Genomic DNA, 13,837 nt, shown 5'->3' on the forward strand with positions numbered 1-13,837 from the left:
GGCCCTGGCCGCCCGCCTCGCGCGCCCCCGCGCGCGGCCCCAGCCGCCAGCCTCGCGCGCTTGCCCCCTCGCCTCCGCGCGGGTTACCTGAGCCCGGACGCCCGCATTCGCACCAGGAGACCCCCCATGCTGCTCTTCGTCGGCCTCGGCAACCCGGGGCGCGAGCACGCGAAACAGCGTCACAACATCGGCTTCATGGCGGTGGACCGGATCGCCGAGGACCACGGCTTCTCGCCCTGGCGGGAGAAGTTCCAGGGCCTGGTCAGCGAGGGCCGGCTGGGCAGCGAGAAGGTCCTGCTGCTGAAGCCGCAGACCTACATGAACCTCTCGGGCCAGTCGGTGGGCGCGGCGCTGCGCTTCCACAAGATCGAGATCGCCGAGGTCACGGTGTTCCACGACGAGCTCGACCTCGCCCCCGGCAAGCTGCGGGTGAAGCATGGGGGCGGGCACGCGGGCCACAACGGCCTGCGCTCGATCCACCAGCACTGCGGCGAGGCCTACGCCCGGGTGCGCATGGGCATCGGCCATCCGGGCCGCAAGGAGCTGGTCTCGGGCTACGTGCTGCACGATTTCTCGAAATACGACGCCCAGTGGCTCGACGACATGCTGCGCGGCTGCTCGGACGGGGCCGAGAAGCTGGCCGCCGGCGACGACGCGGGCTTCATGAACGCGGTCGCCCTGCGCATGGCGCCGCCGAAGCCCAAGAAGCCCAAGCCCGCCCCATCGCCCGCCGCCGAGACCCCCACGCAGCCCTCCGAGGAGCCCCCCGCCCTCTCCCCGCTCGAGCGCCTGCGCAACCGCTTCTCCTGACGCCCGCCCCACGCGCTCCGGCGCGACGCCCGCAGGCCCGCGGAGCGCCTGTTCTTCGGAGCCGTCCGTCGCTGATGCCGATCAGAGCGAGTCGGCGGGAGGGGTCAGGGATCGCGAAGCGACCCCGCCCTTGGGCGGGGCTTGTCCTTGACCCCTCCCGGCGACTCGCTCAGGCATCTTCAGCGACGGACGGATCCGAAGGACAGGCGCGGCCTCTGTTCTTTGGTGAGCTCCCGAAGCGTCCTTCCGGGCGCGCAAGCGCCCCCGCGCAGCGGCCAGCCGACGAGCCCCGCCTCGGAGGCCTCCCCCCTGCGGGCGCGGCAGGTCTCCAGCTTGACCCCGCCGTCGCCCCATGCGATCCGGCCGCCGACAGCTGACCGGAGGGACACATGGGCTTCAAATGCGGCATCGTCGGCCTGCCGAACGTGGGCAAGTCGACCCTCTTCAACGCGCTGACCCGCACCGCCGCCGCCCAGGCCGCGAACTTCCCCTTCTGCACGATCGAGCCCAACGTGGGCGAGGTGGCGGTCCCCGACCCGCGCCTGCCCGCGCTCGCCGAGATCGCGAAGTCCAAGCAGATCATCCCCGCGCGCCTGACCTTCGTGGACATCGCGGGTCTGGTGAAGGGCGCGAGCAAGGGCGAGGGGCTGGGCAACCAGTTCCTGGCCAACATCCGCGAGGTCGACGCCGTCGCCCACGTGCTGCGCTGCTTCCAGGACGACGACGTCACCCATGTCGAGGGCCGGGTCGACCCGATCTCGGACGCCGAGATCATCGAGACGGAGCTGATGCTGGCGGATCTCGACTCCATCGACCGGCGGCTCAACAACCTCAGCCGCAAGATCCGCGGCGGCGACAAGGAGGCGGCGGACCAGGACCGGCTGCTGCGCCTGGCCAAGGCCGCGCTCGACGAGGGCCGCCCCGCGCGCACGGTCGAGATCGCGCCCGAGGATGAGAAGGCTTGGGAGCAGCTGCAGCTGCTGACCTCCAAGCCCGTGCTCTACGTGTGCAACGTCGAGGAGGCCTCGGCCGCCACCGGCAACGCGCTGTCGGAGAAGGTCGCCCGGATGGCCGCCGAGCAGGGCGCCGCCTCGGTGGTGATCTCGGCCGCGATCGAGGAGGAGATCGCCCAGCTCGACGACGCCGAGCGGGCGGAGTTCCTGGCCGACCTCGGCCTTGAGCAGCCCGGCCTCGACCGGCTGATCCAGGCGGGCTACGGCCTGCTGGGCCTGCGCACCTACTTCACGGTCGGGCCCAAGGAGGCCCGCGCCTGGACGATCCCCGCGGGCGCCCGCGCCCCCCAGGCCGCCGGCGTGATCCACGGCGACTTCGAGCGGGGCTTCATCCGCGCCGAGACCATCGCCTTCGACGACTACATCGCCTGCAAGGGCGAGGCCGGCGCGCGCGAGACGGGCAAGCTGCGCGTCGAGGGCAAGGCCTACGAGGTCGCCGACGGGGACGTGCTGCACTTCCTGTTCAACGCCTGATCGCCTTCGGGCGAGGACCGCGGGGCCGCCGGCCCCTCCGCCGCATCGTCGGCGGAGGGGCCGGCGGCCCTTTTCGTTCGCGGGTCGCGACCGTCGGACGGCGCCCTGGTCCCGCAGACGGCGCGGGGCCGGATCCGTAAACCCTGAAGGCGCGCGGCGTTAACATGTCTTGAACCTAAGCGCGCGAAGCTGATCCCGGGCAGAGAGGTTGGGGTCGGATCATGAAGGCGACGATCGTGGGACCGCTTGGAATGGGCGCGCTGGCGGGCATCGCCGGCGCCGCGGGGGCCGTGGGCGCGGGCTGGCCGATCCTGGCCTGCCTGGCGGCCTACAGCCTGTGCGGCGCGGCCGGCCTGATCGGCGGCGCCGTGGCGAACTACCGCTTCACCCTGTCCGAAGAGGCGCGGGAGGCCCGGCCAGAGGCTCCGGCCGAACCCGCCGTCGCCGCCCGCCGCCTCGTCGGCTGAGCGCGTCGGCGCCGCCGCGCGACGTCCCCCGAAGCGCTCAGGAAGGGGCGTCCGCCGCACGCGGCGGCCGGGCGGGCCGTCGGCGCGGCGGAGGGCGGCGCGGGGGCGGGTCGGGCTCGGGGACCAGGGTCAGGGCGCCCTCGCCGGCCTCGCCCCGCCAGCTCACGCTCCAGCTCCGCGGACGCAGCATCCGGGCGCGCAGCAGCTCCAGCCGCCAGCAGGGCTGAGGCCGAGCGCCCGGACCGGGGCGGGAGGGGGCCGGGGCCATGCGCCAGCGCGTCTCCACCCCCTGCGCCCCGCCGGGTTCGGGCGTCAGCAGCAGGACCAGCGGCGGCGGCGCCCCCTGCCCCGCGGCCAGCGTCGCCCCCGCCTCGGCCGCGAGGTGCAGCCGCCGCACCGGGGTCAGGCCGGGCGCGGAGGCGAGCTCGACCACCGTCAGCGAGGCCGCACCGGTGCGCAGCGTCTCCTCGGCGCACCACAGCGCGTCGTCGGGGCGGCGCGGGGTGGCCAGGACCAGCCGGGCGGGATCGAGGAAGGGCAGCAGCCCGTCGGGGTTCGGCGCCCCCTCCGGGCGCGGCGCGCGGATCCACAGCACCGGGCCGGGCCCCGCCTGGCGCGCCACCCCCGCCGCCGCCATGGCCGCGAAGATCGCGGCCGAGGGCCCGCAGACCTCGTGCGCGCGCCCCAGCGCCAGCGCCACGGGCGCGTCGCCCTCGCGCGCGCCGTCCCGCGTCTCGACGAGCGGCAGCGCCGGGCGCGGACGGCGCCCGGCCCCAAGCATCGTCCGAAGCGAGTCGCGGGTCATGGTCGGCTCCACATGTTCCTTATTCGTTCTATCCAGAATCGAGTCGCCAGACAATCGGGTGGAGAGGCGAAATCGATTTCACGCGTCAAGTGACGTCGCGTTATCAATGATTTGCAAATCCATGGCTCGCGGTTTTCGAGGATAGTTCGGGACGGGCGTTAACCCTAAATTGACAATTGTTAGTGGCGTAAAACTCACCGCTCCGGGGGTGATGGCCGCGGTTGGACCCCCAGACCCGACCGAGCGTAGCGTAGGACAAACTCCCGGAGCCCGCCGCATCCCCAGCGCGGCGGGAACAAGCCCCCAGCGGCGGGTCTCGCGGACGCGAGGCCCGCCGACTGCGTTTCCGGGGCCCGCGCCCTGCCCTCCGCCTTCCGGACCGACGCGACCTCCCCCCTGGGCGCCTGGGAGAATCGCGAATCCCACCCCACGGAATCGGAATGCGATTTCGGCGGCGACGGGCGACTGTCCCGACAGGTGCTTCAACGATTCCAGTCGGTTGAGCGCCGCCCCCTCGCACTTTCGGGGGATTTTTCCGAGACGCCGTTAACGTTACTTTAATACTTGTGAATAGCGTATCCGTCACTGCTCCGGGGGTGATGGCCATGGTCCGCGGGAACGTGCCCCCTCGGAACAGGCGTAGCGTCGGCCCGACATCCCCGGAGGCCAATCGCGGCGATCCCGCCGCAACCGGCAACAAGCTGATAAGACGTTGAAACGGCGGATCCTGCCCGGCAGGATCCGCCGTCGTCGTTTCCGGCGCCCGGCTCGGCCGATCCCGATGCCTCCGCCCGCGAATCGAGGCCGAGTCGCCGGCCCGACTCGCCCGCCGGTTCCAGACTGTTCGGACGCGCCCCGCGACGCGCGAAGATCTCGTTCGACGCGATTCCAAGGACTTGCCCCTCCCGCCCTCGCAGTTTCGGAGGATTTTGGGAACGGCGCAGGCCCTATAGCTTAATACTTGTAAATGGCGTTCCCCACCGTTCGGGGCGGCAAGGTCGAACCGCGCAGGAGCAGCGGAAGGACGAGCGTAGCGTAGCGTGCCGGAGAAGCGGACCTCGGCGGATCCCTCGCCGCCGAAGGCGCAGCCTGGGAAAGACAGCGAAGGGCAGGCGCCGGCGGGCCTCGCGAAAGCGGGGCCCGCTTCGCCTTCGGCGGGTCGGAACGCGCGACGAGCCCCGCGCCGTCAAGCGTCGGGGCTCGGTCCGCATCGGACGTCCGGGGCGGGTCGGCTGGTCGCCTCTCCGCTCCGCAGATCTCACTTTAGTGGAGGTCGGGTGGTGGAGCCAAGGGGAGTCGAACCCCTGACCTCTTGAATGCCATTCAAGCGCTCTCCCAACTGAGCTATGGCCCCTTTCCCGATGTGGCCGGCGGCTTGGGTGTTCCCGTCGGCGTGAGCGGTCATCTAGACCAGTGGAGTGATGGGCGCAAGAGGGGATCTTTCCCTTTTTCGCCCGGGACCTCCATCCCGTTGCGGCAGGCCGGCGCCCGGGGGCGACGGCCGGCCGGAGACCCGCCACGAAGGGCGGGCGAGCGACGCGCTCAGCTTTCCTCGTCGTCCTTGTCGCCGCCGCCGACGATGCCGATGTCGTCGTCGGAATCGTCGTCGTCGTCCTCCAGGAGAACGTCGTCGTCGGCGTTCGAATCGTCGTCGTCGTCCAGCAGGTCGTCATCCTCGAGAACGGGCGCGTCCTCGGCGGCCGCCTTCTCGGGCTTGGGCTTGGCCCGCGTCATCGTCGGGCCCTTGCGCTCGCTCAGCTGGGCGAGGTCGAAGGAGGCGCCGCAGCTGGGGCACGGCGCCGGATCTCTCATCAGGTCGTAGAAGCGCGTCTGGCAGCTCGGGCACACGCGCTTCGCGCCCCATTCAGGTTTGGCCATAAGGACCCCCGGCAGGCGAACAGGTTCTGCGAAGGTGCGCGCCATGCCACAGGTTTCGGCGGCGCGCAAGCGCAGGCGGGACAAGCGGCGACGCCGCCGGACGCCTGCGCCGACACGCGCAGGCATCGCGCAACAGGTGGAGCGGCGCGCGCCGGGCGCCGCGCGGCGGACGCAGCGGCGCGCGGAATCGGGTGCGCGTTCATTTCGCAGGTGCGAAAAGCTTGCCGGGAGGTCGCCCCGGGCCTAGGTTCCGCCGCGAACCCCCGAGGGGGCCCGAGGCGCCGCCCGGGCCGGCCTCGCGCGCTTCGCGCGCCCCGAAGGAGGCGGACGCCGCACCATGCTCTACCACGCTTATGAACTGTCTCACGCGGCCATCGGCCCCCTGCGCGCTGCCGCGCAGATGGGCCGCCAGGCTCTGAGCCACCCGCTGAACCCGGCCTCGATCACCTTCCCCGCCCGCGCCGCCGCGGCGGGGCTGGAGATGTTCGTCAACGCCACCCGTCGCTACGGCAAGCCGGAATGGGGGCTCGAGACCACCACCGTCTCGGGGGAGCCGTCGAAGGTGACGGTCGAGACGGTGATGTCGAAGCCGTTCTGCGACCTGATCCGCTTCCGCCGCGCCGGCGCGCCCGCGCGCTCGCGCAACGATCCGCCGGTGCTGGTGGTCGCGCCGATGTCGGGCCACTTCGCCACCCTGCTGCGCGGCACGGTCGAGGCGATGCTGCCCGAGCACGACGTCTACGTCACCGACTGGCGCGACGCGCGCAACGTGCCGGTGGCCGAGGGGGTCTTCGACCTCGACGACTATATCGACTACGTGGCCGAGTTCTGCCGCTTCATCGCCCGCCAGGGCGGCGAGCGGGCGGCGGTGATGGGCGTGTGCCAGCCGGGCGTTCCGGTGCTGGCCGCGGCCGCCATGATGGCCGAGGACGGGGACCCGGCGCGCCCGGCCTCGATCGTGCTGATGGGCTCGCCCATCGACACGGCGATGAACCCCAAGCAGCCCAACGAACTGGCGACGACCAAGCCGCTGAGCTGGTTCGAGCAGAACGTGATCGTCACGGTGCCCTTCCCCAACCTGGGCTTCATGCGCCGCGTCTATCCGGGGTTCCTGCAGCTCTCGGGCTTCATGCAGATGAACCTCGACCGGCACCTGAACGCCCATCTCGACCACTTCCGCCACCTGGTGAAGGGCGACGGCGAGAGCGCGGCGAGCCACCGGCGGTTCTACGACGAATACCTCGCGGTGATGGACCTGGACGCGGCCTTCTACCTGCAGACCATCGAGCGGGTGTTCCAGAAGCGCCTGCTGGCGATCGGCGCGTTCCGCTATCGCGAGGAGCGGCTGGTGAAGCCCTCGGCGATCCGCGACATCGCGCTGATGACGGTCGAGGGCGAGAAGGACGACATCACGGGCCTGGGCCAGACCGAGGCGGCGCACGGGCTGTGCAGCAACCTGCCCGAGGCGAAGAAGCTCCATCACGTGCAGCACACGGTGGGGCACTACGGGGTCTTCAACGGCTCGCGCTGGCGGCGCTCGATCCAGCCCAAGGTGCGCGACTTCGTGCGCGCTCAGCGGGCGATGCTGAGGGGCGAGCCCGAGGTGGTGGTGGCCCCGCCCGCGCAGACGCGCCGGCCGAGCCTGGACGGCGCGCTGGACGCGGCCGGCCTGCGCGGGGCGCGCCAGCTGAAGCAGGCGGCGATGAAGTCCGCGGGGCTGACCGAGCCGGCGGCCTCGGGCGCGAAGCCCGCCCCGGCCAAGGCCGCGGGGGAGGCGAAGACCGCGGGCGGCAAGCCGGCGGCGGCGAAATCCAACGGGGCCGGCGGGACCGGCGGAAAGCGGTGATCCTGCGCCTGCGCCGCCCCAAGGCGGCGCCGGAGCGCGACGAGACGCCGGACGAGCTGCCGGTGGAGGCCCTGGGCCTGTCGGTGCGCGTGCGCCGCAATCCCCGCGCCACCCGGTTCACCCTGTCGGTGAGCCGCGTGGACGGCCGCCCCCAGCTGACCCTGCCGCAACGCGCGAGCCTCGCGGAGGCGCGCGCCTTCCTCGAGCGCCACGTCGGCTGGCTGGAGGGGGCGGTCGCCCGGGTGCCGGCCGCGCGGGTGGTGGCGGCGGGTCGCGCCCTGCCCTTCCGCGGAACCTCGGTGGTGCTGGAGGTGCGGCCCGGCCGCTTCGCGCCCAGGCTCGAGGACGGGCGGCTGCTGGTCTGCGGCCCGCCGGAGGGGGCGCCGGGGCGCGCGAAGGCGTTCCTGAAGGACGAGGCGCGCGCGGCGCTGGTCCCCGCCGCGCAGGCCTACGCCGCGCGGCTGGGGCGCAGGCCCGCCAAGGTCACGCTGCGCGACACGCGCTCGCGCTGGGGGTCGTGCAGCTCCACCGGCGCGCTCAGCTTCTCCTGGCGGCTGGCGATGGCCCCGCCGGAGGTGCTGGACTACGTCGCCGCCCACGAGGCCGCCCACCTGGTCGAGATGAACCACGCCCCCGCCTTCTGGGCGCTGGTCGAGCGGCTGCGCCCCGACTGGCGCGACAGCCGCGACTGGCTGCGCCGCCACGGGGGCGACCTTCACCGGGTGGATTTCGGGGACTGAGGGCGCAGGCGCGCCCGCCCCGCAAGCGAAAAGCGCCCGACCGGGGGTCGGGCGCTTTCGAGTCAGAACGGGAGTGGCGGCCTCAGACGCTGGCGACCAGCACCACGGCGATCACCACCACCCACACCGCCAGGCCCGACATCATCAGGTACTTGGCGTTGGTCAGCGTGTAGCGCCACAGGAAGGCGCGCTGGATCGCGAACAGGATCGGCGTGCCGAACAGGTAGGCCCAGATCAGCAGCTGCGGCAGGCCCAGCGGACGCTCGGCCCGCTGCGGCGTGACGCCGGGCAGGTTCAGGTCGCGCAGGCGCTGGGTGTCCGCGGTGTGGATCGTCAGCGTGTCGCCCTGCATCAGCCCCTTGGCGAGGCCCAGCGCGAAGCCCACGCCCAGCAGCAGGAACAGCACCACCATCCCGTGCGGCAACGAGACCAGCGGACGGTTGTACTTGCTCTTGCGGCGACGGTTGCGACGCTTGTCCCGCGTGCTGATCCGCGCCATCGGGCGCGCATGGGAGAGGCCCGCGCCCTCGTCCTCGTCGGTCACGCGCGCCTCCCGGCCATGGCGGCGTGCAAGTCGGGATCGGCCGATCCCGGCGGTCGACGGCTGCTCATCCTGTCCCCCATTCCGCGTTCCCTCGGGCTGCGCCCCTCGGGAACCCTACGCTGCGCTTCGATCACCTGTCGGCGTTCGGATTCTTGTTCCAGCTCTCCGCGCCGGAGTCGCGGGACCGTCCGCCGCCGCCTCCGCCGGAGGACAGGGAGTCGACGACCCCCGCGATGAAGCTGCCCACGGCGCCCAGGCCGCTTTCGACCACGTCGCGCGCGCCGTTGCGACGCGAGCCGCCATTGCCGGAAGCGATACGCTCCCCCGACGGCGCATCGCTTGCCCCGCTCGGACGCTCGCTGTCAAGTTCGCGAAGCGGCATGCCCTCATGCAGGCCCAGCATCGCGCGCCGCCAGATCTCGGCCGGCAGGCCGCCGCCGGTCACGCCGGTCAGGGGCGTGTTGTCGTCGTAGCCCATCCACACGCCCACCACGTAGTCGGCGGTGAAGCCGATGAACCAGGCGTCGCGGGCGGCCTGGGTGGTGCCGGTCTTGCCCGCCGCCTCGCGCCCGTCGAGCTGCGCGCGCCGCCCGGTGCCGGAGCGGATCACCTCCTCCATCATCCCCGTCAGGCGGCGCGCGGTCTGGGCGGACATGGCGCGCGGACCGCGGTCGTCGGGGGCGTGGGTCATCAGGGGGGTGTTTTCGCCCCGCAGGGTCACGCTGCGGATGCCCCAGGGCTCGGTCTTCAGGCCGCCGTGGGCGATGGTCGCGTAGACGCCGGTCATGTCCAGCAGCGTCGCCTCCGAGGTGCCCAGCGCGATGGCGGGGCCGGGGGCGAGCTCGGCGGTCATGCCCATGTCGGCGGCCATCTGGCGGACCTTGGGCAGGCCCGTCTCGACGGCGGTGCGCACGGCGATGGTATTGACCGAGCGCGCCAGCGCCTGGGTCAGGGTCATCCGCCCGAAGCGCTCGTCGTTGTAGTTCGAGGGCGTCCAGCCCTTGATGGTGATCGGCTCGTCCCGGACGATGTCGTTGGGCGAGGCGCCGGCCTCGAGCGCCGCGGCGAAGACCACCGGCTTGAAGGCCGAGCCGGTCTGGCGCAGCGCCTGGGTGGCGCGGTTGAACTGTCCGCCGAGGCCGGTGGGATTGCGCCCGCCGACGATGGCGCGCACCGCCCCGTCGGGGGTCATCACCACCACGGCGGCCTGGGCGTCGGAGCCCTCCTTCACGTTCTCCTCGAAGACCGAGCGCACGGCGGCCTCGGCCGCGAGCTGGGCGCGGCGGTCGAAGGTGGTGCGGATGCGCACGTCCTCGGTGGTGTCGCGGGTCAGCCAGGCGGGGCCGGCCTCCATCACCCAGTCGGCGAAGGCGCCCCCCGCCCGGTCGGAGGCGGCCTGCGACAGCTCGGCGGGGTGGGCGCGGGCGTATTCGGCCTCGGCCTCGGTCAGGTAGTCCTGCTCCTCCATCAGCCCCACGATCACGGTGGCGCGGTTCTGGGCGGCGCCGAGGTCGTTGGTCGGCGCATAGCGCGAGGGCGCCTTCAGCAGGCCCGCGAGCATCGCGGCCTCGGCCGGGTTCACCTCGCGCGCGGACTTGCCGAAATAGCGCTGGGCGGCGGCCTCGAACCCGTAGGCGCCGGCGCCGAGATACACCCGGTTGAGGTAGATCGAGAGGATCTCCTCCTTGGTGTATTTCAGCTCCATGGCCAGCGCCATCGGCAGCTCCTTGAGCTTGCGCTCCAGGCTGCGCTCGTTGGTCAGGAACACGTTCTTGGCGGTCTGCTGGGTCAGCGTAGAGCCGCCCTGCACCAGGCCGCCGGCGCGGATGTTCACCGCCATGGCGCGGGCCAGGCCCAGCGGGTCGATGCCGAAATGGGAGTAGTAGCGCCGGTCCTCGGCCGCCACGACGCCGTGGACGAGGTGGGGCGACATCTCTCCGGCGCGCAGGGCGCCGCCGAACTGGTCGCCGCGCCAGGCGAAGACCTCCCCCGCCTCGTCGATCAGGGTGACCGAGCCGCGCTCGCGCCCGTCGAGCAGGTCGGAGGCCGCGGGCAGCGCGAAATAGTACCAGCCGACCGAGACCGCCACGACCAGCGCCACGCCCAGCGCGATGCGCGAGCCGACGAGCCAGGTCCAGCGGGCGACGAACAGCAGGGTGGAGCGCACGGCCCGGTCGAGCCAGCCCATCCGCCCGCCCGAGGCCCGCTCCCGCCGCGGCTTGGCCGCGCGGGCGGCCTTCGCGGGCTTGGGCGTCGCCGTCTTGGGCGTCGCGGGCGCACGCTTGGCGGCCGGCGCCGGCGCGCCGGGCTGCCGCTCGGCCTTGCGTTGCGCCGCGCGTCGCTGGGCCGTCGTCATGCGCCGGCTCGGAGGATCCTGTCTGCCTTTCGTCACGCCCTAAGTTCTCTTGTTCCGGAACCGCCTGCTCGTATCGAGCTGTGACGGCCATGAAAGTAGGGCATGCGGGCCGTTTTGTGGAGATGGGCGGACGATTTGCGGGTGGGGGCGAGGCGGCGTCGCCACAACCGGGCCGGTCGCGCGGACAATCGCGGCCCTGCGCCGCGACGGTCCACGCAACCGTCACGTCACCCGCCCGCGGCCTGGGCGCCTGACGCCCCTGGCAGCGTCTCCACCGCGCGCGAGGCGGCCCGGGCGGCGGCCCTCAGCGCGTCGGGCTCGAAGCCGGCGAAGCCGACCACGAGGCCGGGGCGCGCGGGCGGCGCGAAGCTCGCGCTGGCGAGCGGGCGGGAGGAGAGGCCGGCCGCCTCGGCCGCCGCATGGACCCGCGCCTCGTCCGCGCCCGGCGGCGCCCAGGCGATCAGGTGCAGCCCCTGCTCCGGCGCGCGGACCGCGAAGGGGCCGCACGCGAACCCCTCGACCAGGGCGTCGCGCGCGGCCCGCAGGCGCTTGCGCGCGCGCCGCAGGTGGGCGGCGTAGTGACCTTCGGCGAGGAAGGCGGTCATCACCGCCTGGGAGAGCGCGGCGGGGTAGCGGTCGATCGCGTCGCGCAGCGCCAGCGCGCGGGGGGCGAGGTCGGGGGGCAGCACCGCGAAGCCCAGCCGCAGACCCGGCGCGATCGCCTTGGAGAAGCTCGCGAGGTAGATCACCCGCCCCGCCCGGTCCATACCCTGCAGCGCCGCCAGCGGCTGGCCGGTGTAGCGGAACTCGCTGTCGTAATCGTCCTCGAAGATCCAGGCGCCCGTGCGCGCGGCCCAATCGAGCAGCGCGAGCCGCCGGGGCATGGTCATGGTCACGCCGGTGGGGAACTGGTGGGAGGGGGTCACGTAGGCGGCCCGCGCTCGCGCGCGCAACGCCTCGGCCCGCGCGACGTCGAGGCCCTGGTCGTCGACCGGCGCATGCGTCAGCTCCAGCCCCGCGGCCTCCAGGCAGCGGCGCGCCATTGGGTAGCAGGGATCCTCGATCCACGCCGGGTCGCCGGGCCGCAGGGTGGCGCGCACCGCGAGGTCGAGGGCCGCCTGCGTGCCGCCGGTGACCAGCACCTGCTCGGGCGCGACGCTCATCCCGCGGGCCGTGCGAAGGTAGGCCGCGATCTCGACCCGCAGGGCGAGGTCGCCGCGCGGATCGCCGTAGTGGAGGAAGCTGTCCGGCGGCCGCTCCAGCGCGCGGCGATAGAGGCTGCGCAGCACCTGCATCGTGCGCGCGTCGGCCGTGCCGCTGCCCAGCTTGCCGGGCTGCGGGCGGGGCGGCGCGGGCTCCCGCCGCGGGGCGGCGGCGTCGGCGGGGGCGGCGGGCACGGCGTGGGCGACGAAGGTGCCCGCGCCCTGGCGCGCCTCGACGAAGCCCTCGGCGGCGAGCTGCTCGTAGGCCGCCACCACCGCGCCCCGCGCCACGTCCAGCCGCGCGGCGAGCTCCCGCGTCGGGGGCAGCTTGCCGCCCGGCGGGAAGCGGCGCGCCTCGATCAGGCGGCGCAGCTCGGCGTAGACGGCCCGGGTCCGCGGCCCCTCCCCCGGGGCGATGGGGGCGAGGGCGGACCAGTCGGGCGAATTGGTCTGTCGTTTCGGCATGGGAATGGACCTTTCGCGGACCATTCTGCCGGGCGAAGAGGCGGCGAGCAACCGGAGATCCCGCCATGAACGAACAGACCCTCCCCGAGGCCGCCTATCCCGTCGACGTCCGCAACCGGGTGAAGCGCCGCCACGACCGGGGCGCCTACGATCACGCCTCGGTCCACGCGGTGCTGGATGCGGGGATGCTGGCCCACGTCTCCTACGTGATCGACGGCCAGCCCTACTGCACCCCCACGATCCACTGGCGGGAGGGGACGCGCCTCTACTGGCACGGCTCGTCGGCCAGCCGGATGCTGCGCGCGCAGGCCGGCGGCGTGCCGGTCTGCGTGACGGTGGCGATGCTGGACGGGCTGGTGATGGCGCGCACGGGCATGAACCATTCGGCCAACTACCGCTCGGTCATGTGCTTCGGCGAGGCGGCGCTGGTGGAGGGCGCGGAGGAGAAGTCCGCCGCCCTGCTGGCGATGATCGACCGCTACTTCCCGGGCCGGAACGCGACGCTGCGCGAGTTCTCGGCGCAGGACATCAAGGCCACCAAGGTGGTGGGGATGGAGATCGCGGCGGCCTCTGCCAAGGTTCGCGCCGACCTCAACCACGACGAGCCCGAGGACCTGGATAACCCCACCTGGGCCGGCGTGATCCCGGTCTCGACGGTGATCGGCGCGCCGGAGCCCTGCCCGCACAACGGGCCAGAGGCGATCCGCTCGGGCCTCGACGCCTATGCGCCGGGACGGCGGCTGGACGAGGCGATGGTCGAGCTCGCCCATCTCTACGAGGGCGCCGCGCGCTGAGGCGCCGGCGGAGCGGGGCCGCCCGGCCCCGCGCCGCCGCGGCCGGCCCTTCGCGCGGGGGCCCGGGGGCGGGAAAAACCGTGGCGGGCGGGGCGCCTGCGGGACGAAGCGCAGGCGGGATCGTATCCGAACCGTGACGCGCAAACGCGCAAGTCGATTGCACAAATTTTAGGCGATCCGGCGCTGCGCCGGCGTCGGTCCGCCGATCCGGCGCCGGCGCGGGCGCCTGTTCCGCAGGCGCCTTCCACGAGCGCCGGGCGGCATCGTCGCCGCCATGCCCGCCCCGCAGGCGCCCGCCGTCGAAGGCCGGAGGCCGGGCCAGGCCTCGGCGCCCCTCGTTCACGGAACCGTCAGGCGGGCGCTACGTCACCCCGCCCGTTCCCGTCGCCCGGAGCGCCCGCGCCGGGCGACGGGAACGGCGCGCCGGGCCGGCCATTCCAAGC

The 13,837-nt window shown here is 73.3% G+C and carries 11 protein-coding genes and 1 tRNA gene; 6 read left to right on the plus strand and 6 right to left on the minus strand.

The features are described from left to right. The first annotated feature begins 126 nt into the window (after positions 1 to 126). The 3 genes from pth to P2H44_RS05010 all read left to right on the plus strand — a co-directional run bounded on the left by pth (position 127) and on the right by P2H44_RS05010 (position 2,764). Entirely contained in the window at positions 127 to 810 is a 684-nt protein-coding gene (pth, locus tag P2H44_RS05000) for an aminoacyl-tRNA hydrolase (RefSeq protein WP_275762348.1), read from the plus strand. A gap of 389 nt (positions 811 to 1,199) precedes the next feature. Continuing rightward, positions 1,200 to 2,297 (plus strand): redox-regulated ATPase YchF, encoded by a 1,098-nt coding sequence (gene ychF, locus P2H44_RS05005; protein WP_275762349.1) that lies wholly within the window; start codon positions 1,200 to 1,202, stop codon positions 2,295 to 2,297. 221 nt (positions 2,298 to 2,518) lie between these two features. Then, positions 2,519 to 2,764: a hypothetical protein gene (locus P2H44_RS05010; RefSeq protein ID WP_275762350.1), complete on the plus strand. Its 246-nt coding sequence runs from the start codon at positions 2,519 to 2,521 to the stop codon at positions 2,762 to 2,764. A gap of 37 nt (positions 2,765 to 2,801) precedes the next feature. Here P2H44_RS05010 and P2H44_RS05015 read toward each other — a convergent pair whose 3' ends face one another. From P2H44_RS05015 to P2H44_RS05025, 3 genes are all read right to left on the minus strand, one after another. After that, the gene (locus P2H44_RS05015; protein ID WP_275762351.1) at positions 2,802 to 3,569 is read right to left on the minus strand and encodes a hypothetical protein; all 768 of its coding nucleotides are present in this window, start codon (positions 3,567 to 3,569) and stop codon (positions 2,802 to 2,804) included. Positions 3,570 to 4,847: 1,278 nt separating this feature from the next. Continuing rightward, a tRNA-Ala gene (locus tag P2H44_RS05020) sits at positions 4,848 to 4,923 on the minus strand. A 188-nt stretch (positions 4,924 to 5,111) separates the two neighbouring features. Continuing rightward, positions 5,112 to 5,447, minus strand: coding sequence for a TIGR02300 family protein (locus P2H44_RS05025; protein WP_275762352.1), 336 nt, complete (start codon positions 5,445 to 5,447; stop codon positions 5,112 to 5,114). A 337-nt stretch (positions 5,448 to 5,784) separates the two neighbouring features. Here P2H44_RS05025 and P2H44_RS05030 point away from each other — a divergent pair, with 337 nt between their 5' ends. Next, positions 5,785 to 7,293 carry a polyhydroxyalkanoate depolymerase gene (locus P2H44_RS05030; protein ID WP_275762353.1) on the plus strand — a complete coding sequence of 503 codons (1,509 nt, stop codon included), beginning with the start codon at positions 5,785 to 5,787 and terminating at the stop codon, positions 7,291 to 7,293. Beyond that, entirely contained in the window at positions 7,290 to 8,033 is a 744-nt protein-coding gene (locus P2H44_RS05035) for a M48 family metallopeptidase (protein ID WP_345798977.1), read from the plus strand. The genes P2H44_RS05030 and P2H44_RS05035 overlap by 4 nt, the downstream gene beginning before the upstream one ends. Before the next feature lie 82 nt (positions 8,034 to 8,115). Here the strand turns inward: P2H44_RS05035 and P2H44_RS05040 are convergent, their stop codons facing one another. The 3 genes from P2H44_RS05040 to pdxR all read right to left on the minus strand — a co-directional run bounded on the left by P2H44_RS05040 (position 8,116) and on the right by pdxR (position 12,600). Next, entirely contained in the window at positions 8,116 to 8,577 is a 462-nt protein-coding gene (locus P2H44_RS05040; RefSeq protein ID WP_275762354.1) for a hypothetical protein, read from the minus strand. Between the two features lie 130 nt (positions 8,578 to 8,707). After that, positions 8,708 to 10,933: a transglycosylase domain-containing protein gene (locus P2H44_RS05045; protein ID WP_275762355.1), complete on the minus strand. Its 2,226-nt coding sequence runs from the start codon at positions 10,931 to 10,933 to the stop codon at positions 8,708 to 8,710. A 227-nt stretch (positions 10,934 to 11,160) separates the two neighbouring features. Next, positions 11,161 to 12,600 carry a MocR-like pyridoxine biosynthesis transcription factor PdxR gene (pdxR, locus tag P2H44_RS05050; protein WP_275762356.1) on the minus strand — a complete coding sequence of 480 codons (1,440 nt, stop codon included), beginning with the start codon at positions 12,598 to 12,600 and terminating at the stop codon, positions 11,161 to 11,163. A gap of 65 nt (positions 12,601 to 12,665) precedes the next feature. Here pdxR and P2H44_RS05055 point away from each other — a divergent pair, with 65 nt between their 5' ends. Then, the gene (locus P2H44_RS05055; protein ID WP_275762358.1) at positions 12,666 to 13,394 is read left to right on the plus strand and encodes a pyridoxamine 5'-phosphate oxidase family protein; all 729 of its coding nucleotides are present in this window, start codon (positions 12,666 to 12,668) and stop codon (positions 13,392 to 13,394) included. Positions 13,395 to 13,837 lie beyond the last annotated feature (443 nt).

Source organism: Albimonas marina (genome assembly GCF_029223255.1).
In the GTDB taxonomy this organism is placed as follows: Bacteria; Pseudomonadota; Alphaproteobacteria; order Rhodobacterales; family Rhodobacteraceae; genus Albimonas.